Raw genomic sequence first — 25,259 nt, 5'->3', positions numbered from 1 at the left:
ACTCGGTCAGTCCTGCCGGTCGGATGTCCGGCAGGACTGACCCGGCAGAGTCAACCCCCAGCGCCCCCGACCCGCTGGCTGCTGTTGGGCAGCGTGGCCAAGCAGGCAACCTAAGCGGTGAGATGCCCGTCCAGGGCCGCCGATGGGAGAGGCATCATGACCCACATTCTGATCATCGGTGGCAGCGATGCCGGCGTCAGCGCCGGGCTACGCGCCCGACATGTCGACCCGTCCGTCGAGACCACTGTGGTCGCCGCCGACGCCTTCCCCAACTACTCGATCTGCGGCATCCCGTACCACATCTCCGGCGACGTGCCCGACTGGCGGAACCTTGCCCACCGCACACGCGACGACCTCGAACACGCCGGATTGCGACTACTCCTGGACACCCGCGCCCGGCACATCGATCCCACGTCCCGCACCGTCACGGTCAGTGGGCCAGGCGGGCGTGACGAAGAGCTCCGCTACGACCGGCTCATCATCGGAACCGGCGCCGTCCCGGTCCGCCCGCCGATCGCCGGCCTGCACGAGCTCACACCGGCCGACGGGGTGCATCTGCTGCACACCATGGACGACACCCTCTCCCTTGCCGAGACGCTGCAGCGGGGCCCGGAATCCGCGCTGATCGTGGGAGCGGGCTACATCGGGCTGGAGATGGCCGAAGCCCTGCACGCCCGAGGCCTGCAGGTCACCGTGGTCGAGCAGATCCCGCAGGTGCTGGGAACCGTCGACCCGCAGCTGGCGACGCTGGTCGCCGACGAACTGACACGCCACGGCGTGCGCGTCGTCACCGACACCACCGTCACTGAGGTGGCACGCGAGGGCGGCCGGCTGAAGGTCACCGGCCATTCCACCAACCAGCTCGGCGATAGCGGCAGCTTCAGCCAGATCACCGACGTGGTGCTTGTCGTCGTCGGAGTCCGGCCCGACACCGCGCTCGCGCAGACCGCCGGCGTCCGGCTCCGAGTGCGCGGGGCGATTGCGGTGGACCGGCACATGCGCACGGGGGTGCCGGACGTCTACGCCGCCGGGGACTGCGTGCACACCTACCACCGGCTCCTGGACACGAACACGTACCTGCCGCTCGGCAGCACCTCGCACAAGCAGGGCCGCGTGGCGGGAGAAAATGCCACCGGCGGCGACCGGCAGTTCGCCGGCTCGCTGGGCACCCAGGCGGTCAAAGTCTTCGACCTCGTAGCCGCCCGGACCGGTCTGCGCGACGCCGATGCCCGAGAGCACGGATTCGATCCCGCCACGCACGTGGCCCGCGTCGACGATCACAAGGCCTACTACCCGCGCGCCAAACCGGTCACGATCGCGATCACCGGCGACCAGCGCAGCGGACAGCTGCTCGGCGCCCAGCTCGTCGGCCACCGCGACACCGCAGTCGCCACCCGCGTGGACATCTACGCCGGCGCCCTGCACCACCGCATGACTGTCGACGCCCTCACTGACCTCGACCTGTCCTACACCCCGCCGCTGGGCAGCCCCTGGGACGCCGTGCAAACGGCCGCGCAGCGATGGGTCAGCGCCCGCACCGCCGACCTCCCCTGACGGCTGCAGGCCCTCGTCTGGTTCCGCGTCGCCGTCGTTGTCGCTCGCCTGCACTCCCGCTTGCCGCGTCGCCACCTCGGCCGGCGGGCAGCCGACCTGTCAAGAGGCACGCTAAGCTGCGCGCAGTCGAGTGGCGATGTCGGCGACCGTCGCTTTCGCTGTGCGGCCGGCACCCACCAGCGTGGCTGACGCCGGCCCCGTCCAATCGCCGTAGCCAAGCAGGTAAAGGCGGGCCTCGTCCATTGACCGGGTGCCCTCGACCGCCACCTTCCCCTGCCGCCATCCGGGCAGCAGCGGCGCGAGGTGGGCGAGGTCGGGCTGGAAACCTGTACACCAGATGACGGCCTCGCAGGGCTGCTCTGCGCCATCCGCCCAACGCACGCCGCGGTCGGTGAGCCGCACGAACATCGGACGGGAGTGCAGGACCGCGCGCTCCCGCGCGTCGCGGATGCTGGGCACCATCACGATGTCCCCAAGGTCGCTGACGCCGCCACCGGCACCACCGGCGGCCTTACGGGTGGCCACACCGAACAGCACCCGACCATCGACGGTGTCCGGCATGAACCGCGCCGGCCGCAAGGTGACCCAGGTGGTTTCAGCGACCCGGGACACCTCCGCCAGGATCTGCGCCGCGGAGTTACCTCCGCCGACGATCACGACCCGCTGCCCCCGGAACTCCTCCGGCGAGGCGTAGTTCACCGTGTGCAGCTGCCGGCCGGCGAACTCCTCACGGCCCGGGATGTCGGGCACGTACGGGCACTCCCACGTACCGGTGGCGGAGATGACGTACCGGGCCAGCCATCTCCCAGCGTCGGTCTCCACCGCCAGGCGCTCCCCGGCTCGCCGCACCTCATGTGCCCGGACCGGCCGGCGCACCCGCAGGTCGTACCGCTGCTCGTACGCCCGCAGATAGTCCACGACGTGCCCGGCGGTCGGGAAGTCTTCGCCCTCCTGCCGAGGCATCCCCCACCCCGGCAGCGGGCTGTACTCGGCCGGCGAGAACAACCGCAACGAGTCCCAGCCATGCCCCCACGCGCCACCCGGCTGAGACTGGGCGTCGAGGATGACGTAATCCAGACCGGCACGGCGCAGGTAGTAGCCCGCCGCCAGGCCACCCTGCCCGCCCCCGACGACCACCACGTCACACGATCCGGGCACGCCCGGCACCTCCTTCGTCCGCGGATCATCATGCCGAGTGGCCCAAGTTCCACGTCACGCTGGGCCGACGCCGGCACCGCCCATCCGGCCCCTGACACGGCCGGGACGAGCCGACAGGGCTCCCTACCCGCAACCTGACGGTGACCGGGTCCTGGTTCCAGCGGCCTATCGATGGTGTTGGTGCAACGATGGAAGACGTGCCAACTGCGAAAACAGCTACGCCTGCCGTCTCGCCGCTTGCCGGCGAGCCGATCAAGCGTGCCGATGCCGAGCGGCTCGCGGGAGTGCTGAAGGCATTCGCCGACCCGGCCCGGCTGCGACTGCTCAGTCTGATCCAGTCCGCTCCCGACGGCGAGGCGTCCGTGAGTGACCTCACCGCGCCGCTTGGTCTGTCCCAGCCGGCCGTGAGTCATCACCTGCGGATCCTCACCGAGGCCGGCCTGATCGAGCGCGAGAAGCGCGGCGTCTGGGCGTACTACCGACTGGTGCCGTCCGCGATCGCGGCGATCGCCGACCTGCTGACGCCGCCCCGCAAGCGGACGACGAAGAAGGCCCGCTGACCGGCACCCTCGAAGGCCGGCTTTCGCTCCTGCGGGTGCCGACAATGGCGTCCGTTCTGGTCACGGCCGCGTCGACCACGCCGACAAGGCCTTGCCTCATCAAATGATGCCCGGGCTGATCGGATCTGTGGCGACACCGTGGTCGAGGAGCAGGGACACTGGTATGCACCCGTGGGCGCCCAGCCGGCGTCGCTGCCCGGTAAGCCGCTTCTCAACCGTGGCAATTGCCGACCCAATGGTCATCGTTGGTTGGCCGTGTCCGACGGCCTGCCGGCAGCCTGGTCCTTCTCCTGAACCAGGGCTTGCATCTGATACCTAGGTACAGGCTTACCGTCGTTGCATGAGCGACCAACATGTCACGACGGATGACTCCTGGGTGCCAGATGCCTGCACCCTGCCGACCGCCGAACGGCCGCTGCGGCTCGCCGAGTTCGATCAGTTCTTCCGGGACGCGGTGCGGGGTGCCGAGCGGTTGTCGGCACAGCATCTGCGGTTGCACCTCGACGGCGCGGAGCAGGTCGAAAAGACGGCGCGGGATCTGGCAGCCCGTGAATCGTCTTGCTGCTCGTTCTTCACGTTCGACATCGCGCGACCCGACTTGAACTCACTGACGCTGGACGTTCGAGTACCGGCAGCACACGTCGACGTGCTTGATGCCCTAGCCCAGCGGGCTGTCCGGGTTCAGCGATGAGCGGATCAGGGCTGCGCAGCGGCCAGCTGGCCGACGCGGCCGGGGTCAACCTGCAAACCCTGCGCTACTACGAGCGCCGAGGGCTGCTCGCCTCCCCGCAGCGGTCGCCCGGCGGGCATCGGCTCTACCCGTCCGACACGGTCACCCTGCTGCGGATCATCAAGACCGCGCAACGCCTAGGCTTCACCCTCAACGAGGTCGCCGACCTCCTCGCCGCCGGCCAACACCAGCACAACGGTCGACCCGACACCGGCCTCCAGGCACGAGCCAAGGACAAGCTCGCCGAGGTGGAACAGAAGTTGGCCGACCTATCCGTCATCCGCGACACCCTGCGCGCCGCCATCTCGGCCGGCTGCGACGACCTGGTCGCCTGCGCCGGCAGCGCCTGCTGCCCCCTGCCGTTTGCTGAACTCGCCGAAAGGAACGACCGTGCCGACACCTGCTAACCGGCTGCGCCGCCTGCTCCCCTCCGGCATGACCGGACTCGCGGGAGCCGCCTGCGCCGCCTGCTGCGTGCTGCCGCCACTGCTGGCCGCCGGAATCCTCGGTGGTGCCGGCTGGGCCGCGGCCAACCGTTTCCTGCCCGGCGTCGCCCTCGCCCTGGCCGTGCTCGCCGGCCTGTCCTGGTGGTGGGCCAGCAAACGCCGCCACACCACCGGCTGCGCCGGCCGCAACTGCTCCTGCGGGCAGAGTGACCAGCGCGAGCGCGAGGTAGTCACGCTACGGTCGGACGCGTGACGGTAGCCCGCTCGATCCTGCTGTTCCTGCTCGCCGCGCTCGCCGAGATCGGCGGCGCCTGGCTGGTGTGGCAGGGCTGGCGGGAAAACCGGGGCCTGCTCTCGGTCGCGGCCGGCGTCATCGCACTCGGGGTCTACGGCTTCGTCGCCACCTTCCAACCCGACGCGAACTTCGGCCGCATCCTGGCCGCCTACGGCGGCATCTTCGTCGCCGGCTCTCTCGCCTGGGGCATGGTCGTCGACAAGTTCCACCCCGACCGCTACGACATCATCGGCGCAGCCATCTGCCTTGTCGGAGTCGCCGTCATCATGTACGCCCCACGGGCCAGCTAGCCGCCTGGCCGGAGCTTCTGCCCACCTGGTCACTCAGCTCGGTGCGACAGGATGGCCGCCAAGTCATCTGGCACCCGCATCAGCTGGGTGAGGGGGACGCGGGCCCGTCCCGTGTTGCCTTCCGGGTAGCGGCCGACGGCTGATCCTGGGCCGGCCACCGCGAGCCGGACCGCCTGGCCCACCGCTTCGACCACGTCGCGCTCGCGTGGTGCTCGTTTGAGCATCACGGCGTGGGTGACGGTGTGCCGCCACGGCCAGGGCTGGGACAGGATGTGAGCGCGTTCGGCTGCGCGCCAGGCGGCAGCGGAATCGGTCGCGGTGCGCGCGGTGAACAGCTCGGCGTCGAACACGACGCCTACCGGTTCGGGCATGCGCTGGAAGATCACTTGGCCTCGCTCGTGCAGCAGGCACAGCCGGGCTTGCACCCGCAGGCGCCGGCGCCCTCAGCCTGGAAAGTAAGCGAGTTCGCTCCGCTGACCGGCACCGCACAGCAGGCGTCCCCACGTCATGCCTCTCGCCCCTCCTTGATCGCAACGGCGGCGATGACCAGCGCGGCCAGGGGATCAGCCCATGACCAGCCGAACAGGCTGTTGAAGCCCAGGCCGACGAGCAGTACCGCCGACAGGTAGGTACAGAGCAGGGTCTGCTTGGAGTCGGCCACCGCCGACCGGGAACCCAACTCGCGCCCGGCCCGCCGCTGCGCATGAGACAGCACGGGCATGATGAGCAGCGACAGGCCGGCCAGGACCAAACCCACGGTGGAGTGCTCGGCTTCCCCGCCACCGGCGAGCGCGCGCACCGACTCGACCGTGACGTAGGCGGCCAGCGCGAAGAACGACACGGCTGTCGATGCCGGGGATCCGCGAAAGATCCATGCCAGCATCACGTGGATACGATGTGATCGCGATCGCGCGATGCCAACCCGAATAATGCGCTAGCATCGCCGCATGGCGATGAGACAACAGGTGGAGCGAGAGACTCTCGCCCCCGCTGCGGCACTGTTCCGCGGGCTTGCGGATCCGACCCGCCTGGCGATCGTTCGCCGGCTGGCCGACGGTGAGGCGCGGGTGGTGGATCTCGTCCGGGAGCTGGGTTGGGCGCAGTCAACGGTGTCGGCGCATCTGGCCTGCCTGCGTGACTGCGGCCTGGTGGACTATCGGGCGGTCGGTCGCCAGTCCTTCTACTTCCTGACGCGCGTGGAGCTGATGGCCGTACTGTCGGCCGCCGAGTCGCTGCTGGCCGCGACCGGGGAGACGGTGGCGCTGTGCCCCACCTACGGCGACGGCGCCCAGTGACCGCTGTGCAGGCCCCGCCGCAGCGGGTGGCGTGGCTGGCAGGGGCAGCGATGACCGCGCTGGCGGTGGACGTGGCGTCCAAGAGCGCGGCCGCGGCGTGGCTGCCGGGCCGCAGCGTCGATCTGTTCGCCGGGTTGGCGCTGCGGCTGACCCGCAACCCGGGCGCGGCGTTCTCGGTCGGTACCGGTATCACTCCGGTCTTCACCGTCGTCACGGTGGCCGTCATCGCGGGCATCGCCTGGTATGGGCGCAGAGTTACCCACCGTGGGTGGGCGGTGGCGCTCGGCCTGGTGGCAGGCGGAGCGGCCGGGAATCTGGTCGACCGGCTGTTCCGGTCTCCGGGTCTGGGCCGAGGACATGTGGTCGATTTCCTGTACCTGGACTGGTGGCCGACGTTCAACCTGGCCGACACCTTCCTGATCTGCGGCGTTGCGGTCGCGGTGTGGCTAAGCCTGCGCAACGTGCCCGTCACTGTCCGGGCAGCCGACGACATCCAGGGCTCGAGGATCGCCGGGGGGAGCGGTGAGCGCTGAGATCGAAATGACCGTCAGCGGACGGGGCGCCGCCGCCCGTATCGGGATCGCCCTGGCCGTCGCCGCCCCGGCGGTGGTTGTGCGGCTGGCCGGCGTGCAATTGGCGCCGGTGGCGGCAATGGTGGTGTTCGGCGCGGCGGTGCTGGCCGCGGTGGCGCTGCTGATGTGGGCGTCGGAGGCCGCCCGGGTGGACATCTCCGGCAGCCTCGCGCTGGCCATCCTGGCTCTGGTGGCGATCCTGCCCGAGTACGCGGTCGACATCTACTTCGCCTACACCGCCGGACACGAACCGGCCTACGCCGCCTACGCCACGGCGAACATGACCGGGGCCAACCGACTGCTCATCGGGGTGGCGTGGCCACTGCTGGTCGCCTTCGCGATCTTCGCGGTGCGCCGCCACGGGAAGCGCGGCGAGCGCGACCGGGTCACCCTGGCGCCGCATCGGCGCACCGAGATCGTGTTCCTCGCCGCCGCCACCGTCTACGCCCTGGTCATTCCGCTGACCGGCCGGCTGGCCTGGTACGACACCCTGGTGCTCGGAGGGCTGTTCGCCGCCTACCTGTGGCGCATCCGTGGCAACGACGAAGGCGACGAGGACCTGACCGGCGTCGCAGCCACCGTCGCCGTGCAGCCGCCCGCCCGCCGCCGCGGCTTGGTCACCGCGCTGTTCATCACCGCCGGCGTCACCATCCTCGCCGCGGCAGAGCCGTTCGGCGACTCGCTGGTCGCCGCCGGCGCCGACCTGGGCATTGACAAGTTCCTGCTGGTGCAGTGGCTGGCCCCGATCGCCTCCGAAGCCCCGGAGGTCATCGTCGCGATCACGTTCGCGCTGCACGGCCGCGCCGACGACGGCATGGGTGCTCTGCTGGCAGCCAAACTCAACCAGTGGACCCTCCTGATCGCCTGCCTTCCCGCCGCGTACCACCTCGGCGGCGGCACGTTCGCCGGGCTGCCGCTGGACGCCCGGCAGACCGAGGAGCTGGCGCTCACCACCGCCCAGACCCTGCTCGGCGTGGCCGTCCTGGCCGACCTGCGGCTGACCCGCGCCGAAGCACTGCTGTTGTTCGGCCTGTTCGCCGTCCAGTTCGTGCTGCCCTCACCCAACATCCGCTACATGATCGCCGCCGTCTACACCGTCCTGGCCGTCGCGCTGCTGATCCGGCAGCGCCGGCACGTCCCCGCCCTCATCAAATCCCTGTAACCCCCGTATCTCGGAAAGGATCCGTGACCATGACCGCCACACCTCGACCCGGCAGCGCCCCTGCCGCCGTCGCACGACGAGCAGGTGCCCGATGAGCGACGCGTGCGGCTGCGGCGACGACAAGCCCACCGGCACAGGTGAAGCCGAAGAACGGGAACCGGAACGGCTGTGGGATGTCTCCGAGATCCGTGCGGCCGCTGTAGCCGGGGTGCTGCTGCTGGCCGGTTACATCGCGGGGTGGACGGGCGCGCCGCGGCCGGTGGAGATCGGCCTGCAGGCCCTCGCTCTCGCCGTCGGCGCGTGGACGTTCGTGCCGTCCACGCTGCGCCGCCTCGCCAAGGGCAAGATCGGCGTCGGCACGCTGATGACCATCGCCGCCGTCGGCGCCGTCATCCTCGGTCAGGTCGGCGAAGCCGCCATGCTGGCCTTCCTGTACTCCATCAGCGAAGGGCTGGAGGAGTACTCCCTGGCCCGCACCCGCCGCGGCCTGCGCGCCCTGCTCGCCCTCGTCCCCGCGCAGGCCACCGTCCGCCGCGACGGCGCCGAGCTGACCATCTCCCCGGCCGAGCTGCGCGTCGGCGACCTGATGATCGTGCGGCCCGGTGAGCGGATCGCCACCGACGGCATCATCCGCACCGGCCGCAGCGCCCTCGACGTCTCCGCCATCACCGGCGAATCCGTACCGGTCGAAGCCGCCACCGGCAGCGAGGTGTACGCCGGGTCGATCAACGGCACCGGGGTACTGGAGGTCGAGGTCACCACGACCGCCGAGGACAACTCCCTCGCCAAGATCGTGCGGATCGTGGAGGCCGAACAGGCCCGCAAGGGCGCCAGCCAGCGCCTCGCTGACCGCATCGCCAAACCCCTCGTTCCCGGGGTGATGATCGCCGCCGCGCTCATCGCGGTCGTGGGTAGCCTGCTCGGAGACCCCGCCACCTGGATCGAGCGGGCCCTCGTCGTGCTAGTCGCCGCCTCCCCGTGCGCGCTGGCGATCTCCGTGCCGGTCACCGTGGTCGCCGCCGTCGGCGCCGCCAGCAAACTCGGCGTGCTCGTCAAGGGCGGCGCCGCCCTCGAAGCGCTCGGCGCAGTGCGGGGTGTGGCGTTGGACAAGACCGGCACCCTCACGCGCAACCGGCCGACGGTCATCGACGTCGCCGCGACCGGCGGCGCCACCCGCGAGCAGGTCCTCGACCTGGCCGCCGCGTTGGAGGCGCGCAGCGAACATCCCCTCGCCCGGGCGATCCTCGCCGCCGTCGACACCCCCCGGCCGGCCACCGACGTCGAAGCCATCACCGGCGCCGGCCTCACCGGCGTCGTCGACGGCCGGACCGTCCGGCTCGGCCGACCCGGCTGGCTGCACCCCGGGGAGCTCGCCGACACCATCACCGGCATGCAGCAGGCCGGCGCCACCGCCGTCCTCGTCGAGGACGACGGCCGACTGATCGGCGCGATCGCGGTGCGTGACGAGCTTCGACCGGAAGCCGTCGAGGTGATCGACCGGCTACGCCGCGGCGGCTACCACGTCTCCATGCTCACCGGCGACAACGAAGCCACCGCCACCGCCCTCGCCGAACAGGCCGGCATCACCGAGGTGCACGCCGACCTGCGCCCCGAAGACAAGGCCCGCATCGTGGCGCAGCTCCGCGATCAGCGGCTCACGGCGATGGTCGGTGACGGTGTCAATGACGCGCCCGCCCTGGCCACCGCCGACCTCGGCGTCGCGATGGGCGCCATGGGCACCGACGTGGCCATCGAAACGGCCGATGTCGCGCTCATGGGCGAGGACCTGCGCCACCTGCCCCAGGCCCTCGACCACGCCCGCCGGGCACGGTCGATCATGCTACAGAACGTCGGCCTGTCCCTCGCCGTCGTCATCGGCCTGATGCCCTTGGCCCTGCTCGGGGTGCTCGGCTTGGCCGCCGTCGTCCTCGTACACGAGATCGCCGAGGTGATCATCATCGCCAACGGCGTCCGCGCCGGCCGCGCCCGCCCGCTCCCACCCCTCACCACCACCACCGACGCCGACACCACCCCAGCCCCTGAGACGGTGAGCGTCGGATGACCAACCGGGAGGAGGCGCTGCGCCGACGGGGGCAGCGCCTCGCCTGGCTCATCGTCGTCTGGGACATCATCGAAGGAGCCATCGCCGTCACTGCCGGCCTGGCCGCCGGCTCCATCGCACTCATCGGCTTCGGCATCGACTCGGTCATCGAGGTGTTCGCCGCCGCCGTCGTCATCTGGCAACTACGCGCCGGACCCCGCGCCCGACAACGGCCGGCGCTGCGGCTGATCGCCGGCAGCTTCCTCGCACTGGCCGGCTACGTCACCTACAAGTCCATCTCTGACCTGATCGGCGCCGAACGCCCCGACACGTCGCTGGTCGGCATCGGACTCAACGTCGTCGCCCTCGCCGTCATGATCCCCGTCGCGGTCGCCCAGCGCCGCGCCGTCCTACCGGGACGCGCGGCCGCAGAGGGGCGCCGTCCGTGCCTTCCGTCGCAAACGCGACGGAAGGCACGGACGTCGGGGAAGCAGGAGCTGGGCGGTCGGACGGTTCCGAGCAGCGCCATGTGTTGGTTGCCGCTCCCGGTAGGTCCGCCAAGGCTCAGGACCGGCTGGTTCAGCGGACGTGGACGAAGACCGGGTTCGAGTAGAACCACAGGTCTTCCCACGGGCTCTCGAGCCCGTCGGCGAGCGGCTCGGCCTCGTCGGTGTTGGTGCCGCGGACGCGGGCGTACATGTCACCGTCCACGTTGCGCAGCGTGTGCTTGACGACGTAGTCGTTGCCCTGCTTGCGCCAGTCGCGGGGACCGAACCGGGCCACGACCTTGGTGGTGGGGTTGGTGTCGGCGTCGAGGTTGGCGGACGGGCCGGTGATCTGCCCGACGATCAGGTCGACCCGCCGGACCTCGGGCCGGTCGCCGTTGTGGTTCTGGCCGTTAAGCGGCCGGAACTTGATCTCGATCTCGACGTCGGTGCGGTCGCGGCGGGTCACGGTGACGGTCTCACCCATCGCCGCGTCCTTGCCCTGGCTCCTCGCGGTGAGGTCGAGGCTGGTGATCAGGTCGCCGGTGGTGACCCAGATCCGGCCGTTACGCAGGCCGTCCATGATGTCGCCGTAGTCCTGCCGCGCCAGCACGTACGTCTTGCTGTACTCGCCCGGCCAGAAGTCGGAACCACCGCGGGTCCAGTGCACGTGCGAGTCCGACGTCGCGGTGATCCACCAGCGCCGCCCTTCACCGAGCAGCGAGTCCCACAGCCCACCAACCCGAGCGGTCATCTGATCGTAGCCGCCGTGGGTCGGGTGGTTGCCGTAGCCGCCCCGGGCGCCGCCGTTGAGCGGGCCCGCCTGGTGGCCGGGAGCGCCCTCGAAGCCGACATAGATGTCCGGCGCGGCGTTGTTGCCGTTGCGGAACTCGTGCGGCGTGTCCTGCCCCCACACGCCCCAACCGGGAGCCGACCGGGAAGCGTGGTGCGCGATGACCAACGGCTTCTGCCGCAGGGTCTTGGCGTATTTAAGAAACTCGACCATCTTGGCCTCGGTGTCCCCGCCCGGGACGGCGGGGAACGGGTCGCGTTTGGCGAACTTGCTCTCCAGGTCGAAGAGCATCTGCGCCTCGTCGTCGTGGCGTGGGATCATCAGGGTGTGGTGGTCCATCGCCGGGGCGTCGAACTCCATGCCCCAGAACTGCAGCACGTCGGGCACGAGCTTGCGGGACAGCAACAGGTCGGGGTAGGCCTGTTCCAGGTTGACCTTCGAGTGGGTCGGCCCGCCGTGGTCGGTGACCATCGCCCAGGTCAGGCCGAAGTTCTTCGCCATGATCGCGTTGGTGACGATCGGGTACACCGCGTCGGCGCCCTTGTGGAACGTCGGCGGGTTCGTCGAGGTGTCGAACTCGCCGCTGTACTCCGAGTGGATGTGGTGGTCGCCGGCCCGCCACACCCGGTTACGGGACTCCCCGCCCTTGTCGCGCTTGTCGTCCTCGCGGTCGTCGTTGGCCCAGGCCGCACCGCCACCCACCAGCGGGCTCGCCGCCGCCAGGGTCGCCCCGACACCGGCGTACTTCACCAATTGACGGCGCGAAAGCTGCGAACGCTCGGCGCCTTCGAGATCCTTGTCCTTCAAGACGGAACCTCTCCTCGTCCAGCTATTTGCCGTGTCAGTCAAGGAGCCTTGAAGAAGCCGATGAACGATGACTGCCTGGGACGCGGGCAGGGGGCTAACAGCGAGGCCCGACCTGATAAAGGCAGCCTGTGTGACGCGCAGCTGCCGCTGTTCGTATGACTCCTCGCCGTGACGTATCAGGCCGGGCTACGGGTGCTGGTGCTCCTGCCTGCCGTCCGTTGCGGCAGGGATCAGATGAGCGTTGTCCAGTAGTCCCAGAAGCGGGCCAGGATCGCAGCCAGGATCAGCGCGTACCAGGCCGTGAGGATGAGACTGTGGTAGCCGGCAGCGGCGATCCCGGCCGCCCGCACAGGCCCCGGGAGCGGGCCGGAGAAGTCGTGCAGGTTGCGCAGGGTGGTGTAGAGGAAGATCGGAATGGTGACGGCCCAGACGAGCATGCAGTAGGGGCACAGGGCGCCGATGACGTAGAGGCTCTGGTAGATGAGCCAGTGCACGAAGACCACGCCGAAGGTGGCGCCGGCGTGCAGGCCGAGCCAGAACCAGCGGGGCAGGCATGCGCCGGCGAGCAGGGCGACGCCGATGGTGGTGACGGCGGTGAAGCCGGCGATGCCGATCAGTGGGTTCGGGATGCCGAACGCCTCGGCCTGGGGTGTGGTCATGACCGAGCCGCAGGACAGGATCGGGTTGATGCTGCAGCTGGGCACGTAGCCGGGCCGGGCGAGCAGGTTGATCTTTTCGACGGTGAGGATGGTTGCGGCCAGCATGCCGATGCCGCCGCCAACGGCGCAGATCCACGCCGTGGCCCGAGCGAGGAACCGCCCGCGCGAGGAGTCCTGCTCGCTTCGCCGTTCGACGGTGGCGGTGCTCATTCGGCCAGGGCGGCGTCGATGGCCGCGACGAGGTCGTCCTGCGTGCGCAGGTCGGTCAGCTGGCGGCCATTGAGGAAGAACGTCGGGGTGCCCTGCACGCCAACGGCTTCGCCGTCGGTCTTGTCCTTGGCCACCCGGGCGGCGGTGGCGGGGTCGTCGAGGTCGCGCTGGAACCGCTGCATGTCCAGTCCGAGGGTGCGGGCGTAGCCGAGGAACAGATCGGTTTGCGGCTGCTCCTTGTGTCCCCAGCGGGTCTGGTTGTCGAACAGCTGCGTGTACATGTCGTGGAAGCGGCCCTGGTTCGCGGCGGCCTGCGCGGTGCGGGCGGCCAGTTCGGCGTTGGGGTGGCTGGGGATCGGGAAGTACCGGACCACGAAGGTGATGCGGTCGGAGTAGGTGGCCAGGACCTGCTTGACCGCCGGGTAGGCGGCGGCGCAGGACTCGCACTCGAAGTCGAGGAACTCCACCAGGGTCACCTTGCCGTCGGCGGCGGTGGACAGCCGGTGGCTGTCCTCGCGCACCAGCAAAGCCGGGTCGATGGCGCCGGCGGCCGTGGTAGCGGCGCGCGGCTCGTCGGTGCGGTTGACGGCCAGCAACCCGCTGACCACAAGCACCACTGCCGCGATCAGCGCCAAGGTCAGGCGGGTGTTCTTGGTCATTCCACGTCCTTGTTCATCAGCCAACGACATGACGTCCCACGGTCTGGTGGGACATCGCGCGGACCATACGGGGGGCGCTGTACCGACTTGCTGTCAGCTTCCTGGGAACGGCCCACATGACTACCCAGGGGGCCGTTCACCGGTTAGTACAGCGAAGAGTGTACTGTCGTGCCCGTGGAGACATTGACGTACGGGCAGGTGCTGGCCCGGTTCGGCCACGCCCTGTCGGATCCGACCCGGGCTCGGCTGCTGCTGGCGCTGCGCGACGGGCCCGGCTATCCGGCGGAGCTGGCCGAGCTGCTGGGCACGACCCGGCAAAACCTGTCGAACCATCTCACCTGTCTGCGAGGGTGCGGCCTGGTGGTGACGGTGCCGCAGGGCCGGCGCACCCGATACGAACTGGCCGACGCGCGGCTGGCGCACGCCCTGGGTGACCTGCTCGGCCTGGTCCTGGCGGTGGACCCCGCGGCGTGCCCAGACACCGACGACAAGGGGTGCTGCTGATGAGCCTGCCGTTGATCCAGGCGCCGGCCGAGCCGTCCCCGGCCCGGCGGGCCGTGCTCGCCCGGCGGGTCAGGCTGCTGGTCGCCGCGACCATCACCTACAACCTGATCGAGGCGGTCGTGGCGATCAGCGCCGGCACGATCGCCTCGTCGACCGCCCTGGTCGGCTTCGGTCTCGACTCGATCATCGAGGTGTCGTCGGCGGCGGCGGTCGCGTGGCAGTTCGCCGGCCGCGACCCCGAGGCGCGGGAGAAGACCGCGCTGCGGATCATCGCCGTGTCGTTCTTCGCCCTGGCCGCCTACGTCACCGTCGAGTCGGCCCGTGCCCTGCTCGGCGGCGCCGACGCCGAGCACTCCCCGGTCGGCATCGTCCTCGCCGTGGTGTCGCTGGCGGTCATGCCGGGTCTGTCGTACGCGCAGCGCCGCGCCGGTCGGGAACTCGGCTCCCGCTCGGCGGTCGCCGACTCCAAGCAGACCCTGCTGTGCACCTACCTATCCGCGGTCCTGCTGGTGGGCCTCGGCCTCAACAGCCTGTTCGGCTGGTCCTGGGCCGACCCGATCGCCGCACTGGTCATCGCCGCCGTCGCCGTCAAGGAAGGCCGCGAGGCGTGGCGCGGCGACGCCTGCTGCACCGTGCCCCTGACCACCCCATCAGCCGCCGGCCCCGACACGGATGGGTGCGGATGCCGGCCTGGTTGTACCTGCTGCCCGTCAGACGCCGCGTGATGTTCCAGAAGATGCCGGCGACCGTCCGCGCGGTCTTCGACGCCGAACTCGCCACCGCCCGCCACACGTCCGACCCTGCGGCGGCGTGGCGGGCGGCCGAGCGGGCCCACATCCTGTCCCAGCCGTGGCCCTGGCCACACACCGTCGTGCACGCCGTCATGCTGCGGCGCGCCCTGCGCGAGCGCGACGTCATCGAGGCGGTAGGGCAGGTAATCCGCCTGGCGGTTGCGGGCCCGGGCTCAGCTACCGGCCGCTACCCGCAGGGGAACACCGGCCGGGCGCGGGTGCCGCTGACCCAGCCGATGCCCGTGCCGGAGGAACTCGCCGTGCTGCTGGCCGGCAGCCGGTAGGCCGGTCCGCGGCGCCTGCGCGGGTCGCCGGGCCGCGGCCACGGCGAGCTGGACGGGAGGACGGCGGCCGGGTCCTTCTGGTAGTGGCGTCCGAACCATCTGGCGTGCGTACACGAACCGCGATCCGGCGCGGGTTGATGTTGGCCGTTCTCGCCGTGCCGCTGGCGCCAGCCAGTCCCTGCGCCGCGCATGCCGCCCTGGTCGCCACGTCGCCCGTGCGCGACGAGGTCATCGGGTACGCGCCGCGGGAGGTGGTGCTGGCCTTCAGCGAACCGGGGTTTCCGGTCGCCGGGCGCGTGCAGGTCCTCGGCCCGGACGGCAAGATGATCAACAACGGTGAGCCGGTGCTCGACGGCGCGACGATGCGGATCCCGGTGCGGGTGCCGGACAAGCCGCTGGGCACCTACCTGGTGAGCTACCGGGTGGCCTCCGCCGACAGCCACCCGATCGCGGGCAGCTTCGCCTACTCGGCAGGAGCGCCATCGGCGACAGCGCCGCAGGGTGCCGGCGGCGCCGACCGGCCCGGGCGGGTGCTCGTGCCGGCGGCCAAGTACGCCAGCTACCTGGGCCTGGTCCTGGCGGTCGGACCGGTGTTGCTGGTGGCCACGATGTGGCCCCGGCGGCTGTCCCGCCGCGGGGCGACCGTCATGGCGTTCACCAGGGGCTGGTCGCCGCGGCCCCGGCCGGCACCTGGGTGGGACAGGCCGCGGACATGGTCGGGGCGAGGATCGGCGAGCTGACGGTCGGGGACCTGGAGGCGGTCGGCGCCAGCGGTGGTCGGGGCGGTGCTCGCCGCGCGGCTGGCGCTGCTCGGCGCCGCGGCGACGCTGCTACCGGCCGTCCTGCGCGGCGCCGCGGGCCGCTGGCACACCGCCGGGCTGGCGCTGGTGGGACTGGCCGCGCTGGCCACCTGGCCCTTGGCGGGCCACCCGGTGGCCTCGCCCCTGCGGCCGGTGAGCGTCGCGGTGGGCACCGCCCATCTCGCCGGGGTGACCATCTGGCTTGGCAGTCTGTTCACCCTGGCCGTGTTCCTGCCGCGCCGCACCCACGAGCGGGTTCTCGCGCGGATCCTGCCGGCCTGGTCACGGTGGGCGACCCTCGCGGTCTGCTGGCTCGTCGCCGCCGGCGTCGCCCAGGCCGCGCTCGAACTGGGCCGCCCTCGGCGCTGCTCGACACCGCGTACGGGCGGCCGCTTTGCGGCAAGGCCGCACGGCTGGCCGGGGTCCTCGCTGTCGCCGCCGGGCAGCGGCGGAGGGTGCGCCGCCGCGCCGCGGCGACCCGCCCCCGCCGGCTCGCCGGGGCCGCTGGCTCGAACTCGCGGCCACGGCGGTGGTCCTCGCGCTCACCGCGGTGCTGGTGCAGACGACCTCACCAGGACGGGTCGCCGGCACCGACGCCGCCCGGGTTGCGCGCAACAGCGTCGCGCAGACCCTCACCACCGGCCTCTACATGCTGTGGTTCGATGTCTACCCCGGCGGGCGGATGTGGCCAACAGCCTGCACATCTACGTCTACACCCCGCAGGCCAGGGCCCTGCCCGTCGCGGAATGGGCCATCAGCCTCGCTCTGCCCGCCGCCGGCGTCGAGCCGATCACGGTGCCGGTCGACACGCCGGAACCCCACCACGCCAGCGCCGAGGTTCGCTTCCCCGCCGCGGGTGAGTGGACGCTGAAGGTCACCGCGCGCGCCAGCGACGTCGACCAGACCACCGTCACCGTCACCGTCCGCCGCCACCTGACCGGCGTCCCCCATCGGTGCGTGAGCCCGTTTTCCACCAATAGTTCTCGTTTGCACCATCTAGCGTGCGGGTATGGGTGGCGAGGCAGCAGCGGGTGGCACGGCATCCGCCGGCAGGGTGTACGGCACGCGGCGCAGGTCGGCGCAGCGGGTCGCGGCGACAATCGCGCTGGCGCTGGCAGGGGTGGCAGCGTTGACCGGCGCGGGCATAGTCGGTGCCGCACTGAGGGGATCCTCCGCCTCATCCCCACCTCCCCAGCCACCGCCGGCCGTCGCGCCCGCGACCATCACGCCGCATGCGCCCCATGCCTCATCCGAGCCAAGCGCCGCGGCGGAGCACAGAGGCCTGGCCCGATCGGCGCCGACCCGCATCACCATCGACCGCGTCGGCGTGCGGGCGGACATCCTCGCCCTCGGCGTCAACGGGGACGGCACCGTGCAGGTGCCGCCGCTGGAGCAGGCGATGGATGCCGGTTGGTACAAGTTGGGCGCCAGTCCCGGAGAGGTCGGCAACGCCGTCATCATGGGTCACGTCGACTCGGCGAAGATCGGTCCGGCAGTGTTCTTCCGCCTCGGTGAGCTCCTGCCCGGCGACATGATCCAGGTGGTCCGGGTTGACCGGACCGAGGTGACCTTCCGGGTCGACGGGGTGAAGTCGTATCCTAAGGACGCCTTCCCCACCGATCTGGTGTACGGCCCGTCGGACACGGCGAGCCTGCGGGTGATCACCTGCGGCGGGACCTTCGACGAGCAGAAACGCAGCTACACCGACAATGTCATCGTCTTCGCCACCCTGGTCTCGTCGCGGCAGGCCTGAGGTGATGGCGGATACCAAGGTGGACCGCACCCGTCGGCCCAGTTCCATCGTTTCGAACGCTCATGGCAGGCGGAGTGGTCGCTGCGGGCGTGGCCCGGTACCGCTGGATCGCGCGCCGCGGGTACGGCAAAGGACCGGCCCACCGGGTGGCGGACCGGTCCTGTAGGCCCGGATCAGCCGCCGGAGAGGGACGGCGCCGGTGCGGGTGATCCGCCGGCTACGGCGCCCGGGTTGGCCGGGCTGACCTGCGCCGGCTGGAGCCCGGCCGGTACGGGCAGGGCGCTGCCCTTGACGAAGTCGTCCCAGCTGACGTTCCAGGCCGTCCACCCGTTGCCCGGCTGCAGCTGCACCTCGGTGCCCTTGAACGTGACCAGGTCACCGACCTGGGTGATGCCCATCAGCCAGTCCGCGGCGGCCGCTGAGACGTTGGTGCAACCGTGCGAGACGTTGGTGTAGCCCTGGTCGCCCTCCGACCACGGCGCCCCGTGGATGAACTCGCCGCCCCAGGTGAGCCGCTGGGCGTCCTCGACGTCGACCACGTAGCCGCCGTTCGGCTCGCCGCGGGTGTCGAACGTCGTCTGCTGGTGCTTCTCCATGATCACCATTTTGCCGCTGGAGGTCGGCGTGCTCGGCTTGCCGAGGCTGACCGGGATCTTGCGGATCAGCTTCCCGTCCTGGTAGACCGACATCTTCTTGGTGGCGTTGTCGACATCCAACGCCACCTGCCGGCCGATCTTGGAGGTGGCGGTCCGGTCCGCATCGCCGATCCGGTCCTTGCCGATCGGCAGGCCCTGCAGCCCGGCCCGGACGCTGATCGTTGTGCCGGGCCGCCAGAAATCGGGCGCCCGGTAATAGACCTGACTGCCGTCCTCCAGCCACGACCAGGCCCCCGGCTGCGGCGGATCCGTCTTCACGAACAACCGGCGCTGCACATCCGGTCTGGCCTCTTTGGCAATGGGCGGGTCGAACGCGACGGTTACCGGCATCGCCGTGCCGTACGTCTGGTTTCCGGCGAAATACAACGTGCTGGTGACCGCCGGTTTTGACGATTTCGGCATCGTGGTGAAGGTGGTTTTCCGGGTAGTGCTCTTCCCGGCGTCGCCGGTGGCGGCGACCTCGGCGGTGTAGGTGCGCATCGGCTGCAACGGGGCGCTCGGCACCCACGCCGACCCGTCCTCACGCGGCTCCACCTTGACCTGTATCCCCCTGTCGTCGGTGATCCGCACAGCCGTGATCCGCCCGCCCTTGACGGCGGTACCCACCTCGACGGTGATGGGCAGATCCCGCGTCTGGTCGGCGGGTGTCACGGTCAACTCCGGCGCCCGCCCGTCCGCGGGTCGTGCGCCGGGCGTGCGGTCGGCGGTGCACCCCGCCAGGACCAGTGGCGTGGCCACGATGGTCGCGGCCATCAGCGTCAATCGCCGCCTCAACTGCATACTGCGTCCCCCCGTTCATGGCTTCCCTTCGCCACATTCTCGCCGCGCCGCACCGATGTGAGCGCAATTTCGGCTGATTCGGGAACCAGTTACGGGAGGCATTTCCGGCCGAATGGCAGGCGGTGGGTGGGTCGCGCAGATCTGCGCCTTTCCGGGTCAGCCGTCGCGGATGGGGCGCGGGTTCCATTCCGGCGGGACGCTGCGCCGTTGCAGGCGGGTCGGCAACTCGTTGCGGGTGGTGCCGTCGGGCCCGACTTCGAGATCCCGGTCTCCGCGCACCCCTCTGGCGGTCCGCGCGGCGTGACCGCGTGTCAGACCGCGGCCCGGGCCGTTGCGGTAGGTCCCCGCACATGGCGCGCCCGCCCCGCGCCAACATCGGCACCCTGGTCTCCTTTCGGCAGACCTGAGGTGGTGGATACGACGATGGGGCTGGCCCTTGTCGGGCCGGCCCCATCGTTGTTCACGCTCAGGTCAGGCGGAGTAGCCGCGGGAGGCGATCCAGTTGGCCAGCTTGTCGGTGCTGATCCAGTACTGGCCCTCGTCGGACCAGGAGTCACCGATCTTCACGGTGTTCCCGCCGTCGCGGTAGCCGACCACGGCGATGTAGTGCCCACCCTCGTAGGAGTGAGCGTGGCCGTCGGTGTCGACCGAGGTGCCCTTGATGTTGGCCACCATCGGCCGCTTGCCGTCGATGTTGCGCACGACGTCGTTGCGCAGCCGGTCGGTCTCGGCCTTGCTGGCCTTCTGGCCGGGGATCTCGACGGTGCGGTAGTCCTTACCGGTGACCTCCTTGAGCACCCGGGTGGTCTCGATGGCGGAGTTGGTGCCCGCCTCGGTGGTGGCCAGCTTCTTGGCCAGCTCGTCCTGGCTCAGGTCCTTACCGAGCGCGGACAGCGCCATCTTGGTCGCCGCCGGCGCGCAGTAGAAGTAGGTCTCCTGGAACTTGTACGTGAAGTCCAGCTCCTTGCCGCCGTCACGCTCCTGCGCCACGGTGGCCGGCTTGCCGGCCGACACCGGCGCGGCGTGCGCCACGGTCGCGGGACCGGCGATCGCGCCACCGGCGAACGCGAGCCCGGCGACACCGAGCGCGGCCTTACGAACAACCGAAGTCTGAGTGATGGCCGGGAGCCAACGAGTAACAGTAGTCATTGATGCTCACCTTTCACCTGGGGGAAAGGACGGCCAGCAGATCGGGGTGCGGGCCGCCCAAAGAGATACGCCCGGGCGGGGGTGCTCGGGCGTACGGGAGTCATAACCACGGCCGCCCGGCCGGCATTCCGGGCGGGCCGGCCCGCCCGGGATCCCGGTAACCGGACGAAACCGGACACCGGGACAGGTGGGCAGGTCCGGATGTTCGCGGGCGACGGGTCCCGGCACCCCTGAGGTCTCCGGCTCGGTACGTCCTTGATGTCGGGATCAGGCGCCCGGAGGAGAGTGCCAGTGGGCCGTCCGGGAGTCGCCGTAGAGGTAGGCGACGGCGATTACATGCGGCGCTACGAGACGGTGAGGCTCGTGGTGTGACCCATAGGCCTGACGGGCTCGCTGCGGGGTCCGGGCCGGCCGGGCTTCAGGCAAACCCTGTCCGCCGTCACCGCGACCGACTCTCGTGCTGTCAGTGCCCTGATCTCATCGCAACAGCCGCAGCGCGTTGGCGACAACGGCCAGGGTGCTGCCTTCGTGGACCACGATGGCGGCGCCGATACCGGCGATCCCAAGGACGGCGGCGGGTAGCAGGACCGCGATGACGCACAGGGCGACGGCGAGGTTCTGGCGGATGACCCGCCGGGAGCGTCGGCCGAGCCCCACGGCGGCGGGAAGTTTGCTCAGGTCGTCGGCCATGAGGGCGACATCGGCGGTTTCGAGGGCGATGTCCGTTCCTGCGGTGCCCATGGCGATGCCGATGGTGGAGCGGGCAAGCGCGGGAGCGTCGTTGACGCCGTCGCCGACCATGGCCACCACACGATGCTGGCGGGTCAGGCCGGCGATGGCGTCGACCTTGTCTTCCGGCAGCAACCCGGCACGGTAGTCGGTGAGGCTCAGGCTGCGGGCGACATCCGCGGCGACGTGAGGGTTGTCGCCGGTGAGCAGGACCAGCGACGTGACACCGAGACGCCGTAGCTGCTGCAGCATGGGTTTGGCGCCGTCTCGGGGCTGGTCCGCCAGCCCGAGCACGCCGAGGAGGCGCCCGTCGGCGTCGACGGCGATGACCGTCCTGCCGGCGGCCTCCAGTTCGGCGACCGCACCGCGGATCTCGTCAGGCGGGTCCGACGGGAGGACATACCCGGGGCGGCCGACCCGGACCTGCCGGCCGTCCACGGCCGCCGTGATCCCTTTCCCGGCGGCGATGGTGACCTCGCCTGCCCGGCCCAGTGGCAGGCCCTGCGCCGCCGCCACGACAGCCCGGGCCAGGGGGTGGGTGGACCGGCTCTCCACGGTGGCGGCCGTGCTGAGCAGGGCCGCGGGGTCGACGCCGGCGGCGGGGCGGACATCGGTGACAACGGGGTGCCCGCTGGTGAGCGTTCCGGTCTTGTCGAAGGCCATCGCGTCGACCCGGCCCAGGTTCTCCAGGTGCACGCCGCCCTTGACCAGCACACCCGTTCGGGCGGCGCGAGCGATCCCCGACAGCACGGCCGCCGGCGTGCCGATGGCCAGCGCGCACGGCGACGCGGCCACCAGGACCGCCATGCCGCGCAGGAACGCCACCTGCCAGGTCAGCCAGCCCAGCAGCGGCGGCACCGCGATGACCGCCGCGGCCAGCAGCAGCACGGCGGGTACGAACACCGCGGTGAAGCGCTCGGTGAGCCGTTGGGTGGGGGACTTCTGGGTCTGGGCCTCCTGCACCATGGTGACCACCCGGGCCAGGGTGGACTCCCCGGCCAGCCGGGTCACCTCGACCTCCAGGACGCCGTCGTGGTTGACCGTGCCGGCGAACACCGCAGCGCCGGGCGCCTTGTCGACCGGAGTGCTCTCGCCGGTGATCGGGCTCTGGTCGACCGTCGACCGCCCGCCCCGCACGCTGCCGTCGACCGGTACGCGTTCGCCGGGCCGGACGATGACCACGTCGCCGCGCAGCACCTCCCGCACGTCGAGTTCGGTCTCAGTGCCCTCGCGGCGAACCCTGGCGGTGTGCGGGGTGATCGTCCCGAGTGCCTCGATCGCGTGGCGGGCCCGGCCCATCGCCCGGTGCTCGAGCGCGTGGCCGAGGCTGAACAGGAACAGCAGCAGCGCGCCCTCGGCCCAGGCCCCGACGACCGCAGCGCCGACGGCCGCGACGACCATCAGCGCGTCGATCTGCAGCCGTAGCCGCACCGCGGCGGCCGCCGCGTGCCGTGCCGCGGTGAATCCGCCGGTCAGATAGGCCAGCCCGTACGCGACCACGACAACCGTGGCGGGCCAGTCGAGGAACGTCTCACCGGCGAAGCCCATCGCGAGCAGTACGCCGGCGGCCAGCGCCAACAGCAGCTCCGCGCGGGTGCGCACCCACCCTCGCCGGCGCGGGACCTCCACGCCGTAGCCCATGGCGCGCACCAGACGGACCAGGTCGTCCAACGACACGACGTCGCTGTCGAACTCCACCCGCAGCCGCTCCGCGGCGTAACTAACCGAGGCGGCCAGCACCCCGTTCTGGCGGGTGAGGACGTGCTCGATGCTCGCAGAGCAGTCACCGCAGTCCATCCCGGTCACCCGGAGCCACGCATGCCGGTAGCGGTCGCTGACCTGCGCGCCGGTCTGAGACACCACCCGACGCAGCCGGTCCAGCGGCAGCACGACGGGGTCGTAGTGCACGCACACCACTGCCTGCCCGTCGCGGTCGTGCACGTGCGCGTCGCGCAGCCCCCGTGTCCCGGACAGCCGCTCCCGCAGCCGCTGCACGCACTGATCCCGCTCGTCCTGCGCGGCCGGCAGCACCGCTGAAAGCTGGACTTCCAGGGTGCTCTCCGAGCCGGCCGCCCGGCCGCCGGCACCTGCCACCGCGCCTCCCTCACCTTTGCCACCGAGCGGTGGTCGACTGGCAGCGCCACCGCGACCGTGGTCAGCGGAAGGTCGAGCAGCGCGGCGGGCTCAGGGGGTGCGGCGGGGACAGGCTCATCGATCACTGCCGTCCGACCAGAAGACTGTTATTCAGGCTAGATCCTCCGGTTGCGGCGAAGGGAGGAATCCAGGATCGCCGCCACGACCTGCGCGGCCGCCACCACGACGGAGGGTGCTGTGCATCTGACGGCCACGGGCGCGCGACACCGGCCGCGTCCGGGCGCGCCGCAACAGCCGACCCGCGCGGCGGGCCGGTCGGCGTCCCCTGCGGGGCAAGCCGTCCCAGTGCGCGGACGGCACACCCCATACTACGAAAGGTAGTAGCGGCGTGAGACGATGACCGTTGCGCAGCCAGCGCGACCTGAGGGAGGACACATGCCGCGACTGGTGGAACCGGACTCCGTGGCGCGCACGTCGGCCGGAGCCGGCTGACATGGGCGAGCAGTTCGCGGCCATCGCCGCGACCGGGCCCCTCCTGGCCGCGATGGCCGTCGCCGCCGCGGCGGGACTGGTGAGTTTCCTATCCCCCTGCGTCCTGCCATTGGTGCCGGGCTACCTGTCCTACGTCACCGGCCTAGCCGGTACCGACCTCGACGCCGCGGCGCAGCCCACCCCGCCCCCGGCGGCCGGCGCTGTCGCCGTGGCGACCCGGCGGCGGGCGCGGGCGCGGGTCGTGGCCGGCACGCTCGGGTTCATCGCCGGGTTCGCCGTCGTGTTCGTCACCGTGGCCGTGGCGTTCAACGCCGCCGGCCGCGCCCTGGTGACCAACGCGCGCACCATCGAGATCGCCGCCGGGACGCTGACCGTGCTCCTCGGCGCCGGCTACCTCGGGGCGTTCCCGCTGCTGCAACGGCAGGTCCGCGCCACCCGGCTCCCGTCCGCCGGGATCGCCAGCGCACCCGTGCTCGGCGCGACGTTCGGCCTGTCCTGGACGCCGTGCGTGTCCCCCACCCTCGGCGCAGTGCTGGGCCTGGCGGCGGTGGAATCCACCACCGGTAGGGCCACCGTCCTCGCCCTGGCCTACTGCACCGGCCTGGGCCTGCCGTTCCTGCTCGTCGGCCTCGGGTTGCGGCGCACGCTGACCCTCACCCGCTTCGTGCGCCGCCACCACCGGTGGGTCACCCGCCTCGGCGGTGCGCTGCTCGTCGCGATCGGGCTCGCGCTGCTCACCGGAGCGTGGACCGACCTGATGATCTGGCTACGGGCCACGGTCGGGCCGGGCCAGATCAGCATCTGACCGGGCCACACCACGGCGGGCCGGTCCCGGGGACCCCGCTCGGTCAGCGCTGGCGCGAGCCGACCAGCGAGGCGAAGGCGATGGTGTTGTCGGCGTAGCCGACGCTTCCGCCGATCCACGCGCCGCCGCAGGTGATCAGGCGGAGCCCGGGCCCGCCGTCGCCGCCGTAGACCCGGTCTGCGGGCAGGCGGTTCTTGTCGAACCGTTCGACCGAGGTGACCGCGAACACCGCGACCGAACGGTGAGCCCGAGTGATCTCGACGCGGGAGCCCTTACGCAGGTCGCCCAGCCGGTGTCGTCGGCCCGTTACAGCGGGGGCACGGCGATGGACCCGTCGGCCGCCACGCCGACCGGCCCCACCGCCGCGTTCACCTTGATCGCGTCAATGCTGATCCGCACCGGCCGGCTCGGACCCAACGCCTCCGCGCTGCCCCGCTGACCGACGAAAGGCAACCAGCCCAACAGGCCGCTGCCGCTGCCGTTGCTGCCGAGCCCGGCGCCGGTAGCGAACACCCCGGCAAGGATCAGCACGACGGCCAGCGCAACGTGCGGTCGCCGGGCCCGCTCGACGCGGCGCCCAGGCGCCGTCCGCACCCGCGCGCTGGCCATACCCGCTCCCTCCCCCTGCGCGCCAACCCGTCGCGGCGGCCGGGCACGCTGACCAGGACTCCGCCGTTGGAATCGGTCGGACCGCCGGCCACGTCCT

The 25,259-nt window shown here is 71.2% G+C and carries 25 protein-coding genes and 2 pseudogenes; 16 read left to right on the top strand and 11 right to left on the bottom strand.

Features of this window, described 5'->3' with window-relative positions; translation table 11 throughout:
* Positions 1-156: 156 nt before the first annotated feature.
* Entirely contained in the window at positions 157-1,554 is a 1,398-nt protein-coding gene (locus FB455_RS03070) for an FAD-dependent oxidoreductase (RefSeq protein ID WP_030274782.1), read from the top strand.
* Positions 1,555-1,665: 111 nt separating this feature from the next.
* Here FB455_RS03070 and FB455_RS03065 read toward each other — a convergent pair whose 3' ends face one another.
* Positions 1,666-2,712, bottom strand: a complete 1,047-nt coding sequence (locus FB455_RS03065; protein ID WP_123111594.1) for an ArsO family NAD(P)H-dependent flavin-containing monooxygenase — start codon at positions 2,710-2,712, stop codon at positions 1,666-1,668.
* A gap of 188 nt (positions 2,713-2,900) precedes the next feature.
* On the opposite strand from FB455_RS03065, the gene FB455_RS03060 reads away from it, so the two are divergent.
* The 5 genes from FB455_RS03060 (at position 2,901) to FB455_RS03040 (ending at position 5,033) form a co-directional block, all read left to right on the top strand.
* Positions 2,901-3,272 (top strand): ArsR/SmtB family transcription factor, encoded by a 372-nt coding sequence (locus FB455_RS03060; RefSeq protein ID WP_030274786.1) that lies wholly within the window; start codon positions 2,901-2,903, stop codon positions 3,270-3,272.
* Positions 3,273-3,612: 340 nt separating this feature from the next.
* On the top strand, positions 3,613-3,963 hold the full coding sequence (locus FB455_RS03055; protein ID WP_030271613.1) for a hypothetical protein: 351 nt from the start codon (positions 3,613-3,615) through the stop codon (positions 3,961-3,963).
* Positions 3,960-4,409: a MerR family transcriptional regulator gene (locus FB455_RS03050; protein WP_030271612.1), complete on the top strand. Its 450-nt coding sequence runs from the start codon at positions 3,960-3,962 to the stop codon at positions 4,407-4,409. The genes FB455_RS03055 and FB455_RS03050 overlap by 4 nt, the downstream gene beginning before the upstream one ends.
* Complete coding sequence (locus FB455_RS03045) at positions 4,393-4,701, top strand: hypothetical protein (protein ID WP_135241031.1); 309 nt, start codon at positions 4,393-4,395, stop codon at positions 4,699-4,701. The genes FB455_RS03050 and FB455_RS03045 overlap by 17 nt, the downstream gene beginning before the upstream one ends.
* On the top strand, positions 4,698-5,033 hold the full coding sequence (locus tag FB455_RS03040) for a YnfA family protein (RefSeq protein ID WP_030271608.1): 336 nt from the start codon (positions 4,698-4,700) through the stop codon (positions 5,031-5,033). The genes FB455_RS03045 and FB455_RS03040 overlap by 4 nt, the downstream gene beginning before the upstream one ends.
* Positions 5,034-5,062: 29 nt before the next feature.
* Here the strand turns inward: FB455_RS03040 and FB455_RS03035 are convergent, their stop codons facing one another.
* Together FB455_RS03035 and FB455_RS03030 are read right to left on the bottom strand one after the other, a co-directional pair.
* Positions 5,063-5,419, bottom strand: a complete 357-nt coding sequence (locus FB455_RS03035; protein WP_198039664.1) for a DUF3703 domain-containing protein — start codon at positions 5,417-5,419, stop codon at positions 5,063-5,065.
* Positions 5,416-5,913 (bottom strand): annotated as a pseudogene (locus FB455_RS03030) (cation efflux transmembrane domain-containing protein); the annotation flags it as partial. The gene FB455_RS03035 and the pseudogene FB455_RS03030, both read right to left, overlap by 4 nt.
* A 67-nt stretch (positions 5,914-5,980) precedes the next feature.
* Here FB455_RS03030 and FB455_RS03025 point away from each other — a divergent pair.
* From FB455_RS03025 to FB455_RS03010, 4 genes are all read left to right on the top strand, one after another.
* The gene (locus tag FB455_RS03025) at positions 5,981-6,328 is read left to right on the top strand and encodes an ArsR/SmtB family transcription factor (protein WP_030271602.1); all 348 of its coding nucleotides are present in this window, start codon (positions 5,981-5,983) and stop codon (positions 6,326-6,328) included.
* Between the two features lie 50 nt (positions 6,329-6,378).
* Positions 6,379-6,861 carry a signal peptidase II gene (locus FB455_RS03020; RefSeq protein WP_135241032.1) on the top strand — a complete coding sequence of 161 codons (483 nt, stop codon included), beginning with the start codon at positions 6,379-6,381 and terminating at the stop codon, positions 6,859-6,861.
* Positions 6,851-8,062, top strand: a complete 1,212-nt coding sequence (locus tag FB455_RS03015) for a sodium:proton exchanger (RefSeq protein WP_083395345.1) — start codon at positions 6,851-6,853, stop codon at positions 8,060-8,062. The genes FB455_RS03020 and FB455_RS03015 overlap by 11 nt, the downstream gene beginning before the upstream one ends.
* A 91-nt stretch (positions 8,063-8,153) precedes the next feature.
* Positions 8,154-10,124 (top strand): heavy metal translocating P-type ATPase, encoded by a 1,971-nt coding sequence (locus tag FB455_RS03010; protein WP_030271597.1) that lies wholly within the window; start codon positions 8,154-8,156, stop codon positions 10,122-10,124.
* 558 nt (positions 10,125-10,682) lie between these two features.
* Here the strand turns inward: FB455_RS03010 and FB455_RS03000 are convergent.
* The 3 genes from FB455_RS03000 to FB455_RS02990 form a co-directional block, all read right to left on the bottom strand.
* A complete protein-coding gene (locus FB455_RS03000) occupies positions 10,683-12,188 on the bottom strand; it encodes a CehA/McbA family metallohydrolase domain-containing protein (RefSeq protein WP_030271593.1) in 1,506 nt (501 codons plus the stop codon).
* A gap of 230 nt (positions 12,189-12,418) precedes the next feature.
* Entirely contained in the window at positions 12,419-13,057 is a 639-nt protein-coding gene (locus FB455_RS02995; RefSeq protein ID WP_030271592.1) for a vitamin K epoxide reductase family protein, read from the bottom strand.
* A complete protein-coding gene (locus FB455_RS02990) occupies positions 13,054-13,716 on the bottom strand; it encodes a DsbA family protein (RefSeq protein ID WP_030271590.1) in 663 nt (220 codons plus the stop codon). Before FB455_RS02990 ends, FB455_RS02995 begins: the two co-directional genes overlap by 4 nt.
* Before the next feature lie 168 nt (positions 13,717-13,884).
* Between FB455_RS02990 and FB455_RS02985 the strand changes: the two genes are divergently transcribed.
* The 4 genes from FB455_RS02985 to FB455_RS02970 all read left to right on the top strand — a co-directional run bounded on the left by FB455_RS02985 (position 13,885) and on the right by FB455_RS02970 (position 16,035).
* On the top strand, positions 13,885-14,220 hold the full coding sequence (locus tag FB455_RS02985; RefSeq protein ID WP_030271588.1) for an ArsR/SmtB family transcription factor: 336 nt from the start codon (positions 13,885-13,887) through the stop codon (positions 14,218-14,220).
* On the top strand, positions 14,220-14,945 hold the full coding sequence (locus FB455_RS02980) for a cation efflux transmembrane domain-containing protein (RefSeq protein WP_030271586.1): 726 nt from the start codon (positions 14,220-14,222) through the stop codon (positions 14,943-14,945). Before FB455_RS02985 ends, FB455_RS02980 begins: the two co-directional genes overlap by 1 nt.
* Positions 14,945-15,295, top strand: a complete 351-nt coding sequence (locus tag FB455_RS02975; RefSeq protein WP_198039662.1) for a DUF3703 domain-containing protein — start codon at positions 14,945-14,947, stop codon at positions 15,293-15,295. Before FB455_RS02980 ends, FB455_RS02975 begins: the two co-directional genes overlap by 1 nt.
* A gap of 104 nt (positions 15,296-15,399) precedes the next feature.
* The gene (locus FB455_RS02970) at positions 15,400-16,035 is read left to right on the top strand and encodes a copper resistance CopC family protein (RefSeq protein WP_135241033.1); all 636 of its coding nucleotides are present in this window, start codon (positions 15,400-15,402) and stop codon (positions 16,033-16,035) included.
* Positions 16,036-16,805: 770 nt separating this feature from the next.
* Here FB455_RS02970 and FB455_RS02965 read toward each other — a convergent pair.
* Positions 16,806-17,015, bottom strand: a complete 210-nt coding sequence (locus tag FB455_RS02965; protein ID WP_052166179.1) for a hypothetical protein — start codon at positions 17,013-17,015, stop codon at positions 16,806-16,808.
* Between the two features lie 89 nt (positions 17,016-17,104).
* On the opposite strand from FB455_RS02965, the gene FB455_RS02960 reads away from it, so the two are divergent.
* Positions 17,105-17,848: a class F sortase gene (locus FB455_RS02960; protein WP_082171190.1), complete on the top strand. Its 744-nt coding sequence runs from the start codon at positions 17,105-17,107 to the stop codon at positions 17,846-17,848.
* 173 nt (positions 17,849-18,021) lie between these two features.
* On the opposite strand, the gene FB455_RS02955 is transcribed toward FB455_RS02960, so the two are convergent.
* The 3 genes from FB455_RS02955 to FB455_RS02945 all read right to left on the bottom strand — a co-directional run bounded on the left by FB455_RS02955 (position 18,022) and on the right by FB455_RS02945 (position 23,256).
* The gene (locus tag FB455_RS02955) at positions 18,022-19,284 is read right to left on the bottom strand and encodes a L,D-transpeptidase (protein ID WP_030271581.1); all 1,263 of its coding nucleotides are present in this window, start codon (positions 19,282-19,284) and stop codon (positions 18,022-18,024) included.
* Positions 19,285-19,755: 471 nt separating this feature from the next.
* On the bottom strand, positions 19,756-20,433 hold the full coding sequence (locus tag FB455_RS02950) for a C39 family peptidase (protein WP_047890781.1): 678 nt from the start codon (positions 20,431-20,433) through the stop codon (positions 19,756-19,758).
* A 477-nt stretch (positions 20,434-20,910) separates the two neighbouring features.
* On the bottom strand, positions 20,911-23,256 hold the full coding sequence (locus tag FB455_RS02945) for a heavy metal translocating P-type ATPase (protein WP_222434123.1): 2,346 nt from the start codon (positions 23,254-23,256) through the stop codon (positions 20,911-20,913).
* 493 nt (positions 23,257-23,749) lie between these two features.
* On the opposite strand from FB455_RS02945, the gene FB455_RS02940 reads away from it, so the two are divergent.
* Positions 23,750-24,553 carry a cytochrome c biogenesis CcdA family protein gene (locus FB455_RS02940; protein WP_030271575.1) on the top strand — a complete coding sequence of 268 codons (804 nt, stop codon included), beginning with the start codon at positions 23,750-23,752 and terminating at the stop codon, positions 24,551-24,553.
* A gap of 43 nt (positions 24,554-24,596) precedes the next feature.
* Here FB455_RS02940 and FB455_RS02935 read toward each other — a convergent pair.
* A pseudogene (locus tag FB455_RS02935) lies at positions 24,597-25,162 on the bottom strand (class F sortase).
* Positions 25,163-25,259 lie beyond the last annotated feature (97 nt).

This window comes from Micromonospora sp. CNZ296 (assembly GCF_007827635.1).
This window is presented reverse-complemented; position numbering and strand designations above follow the sequence as displayed.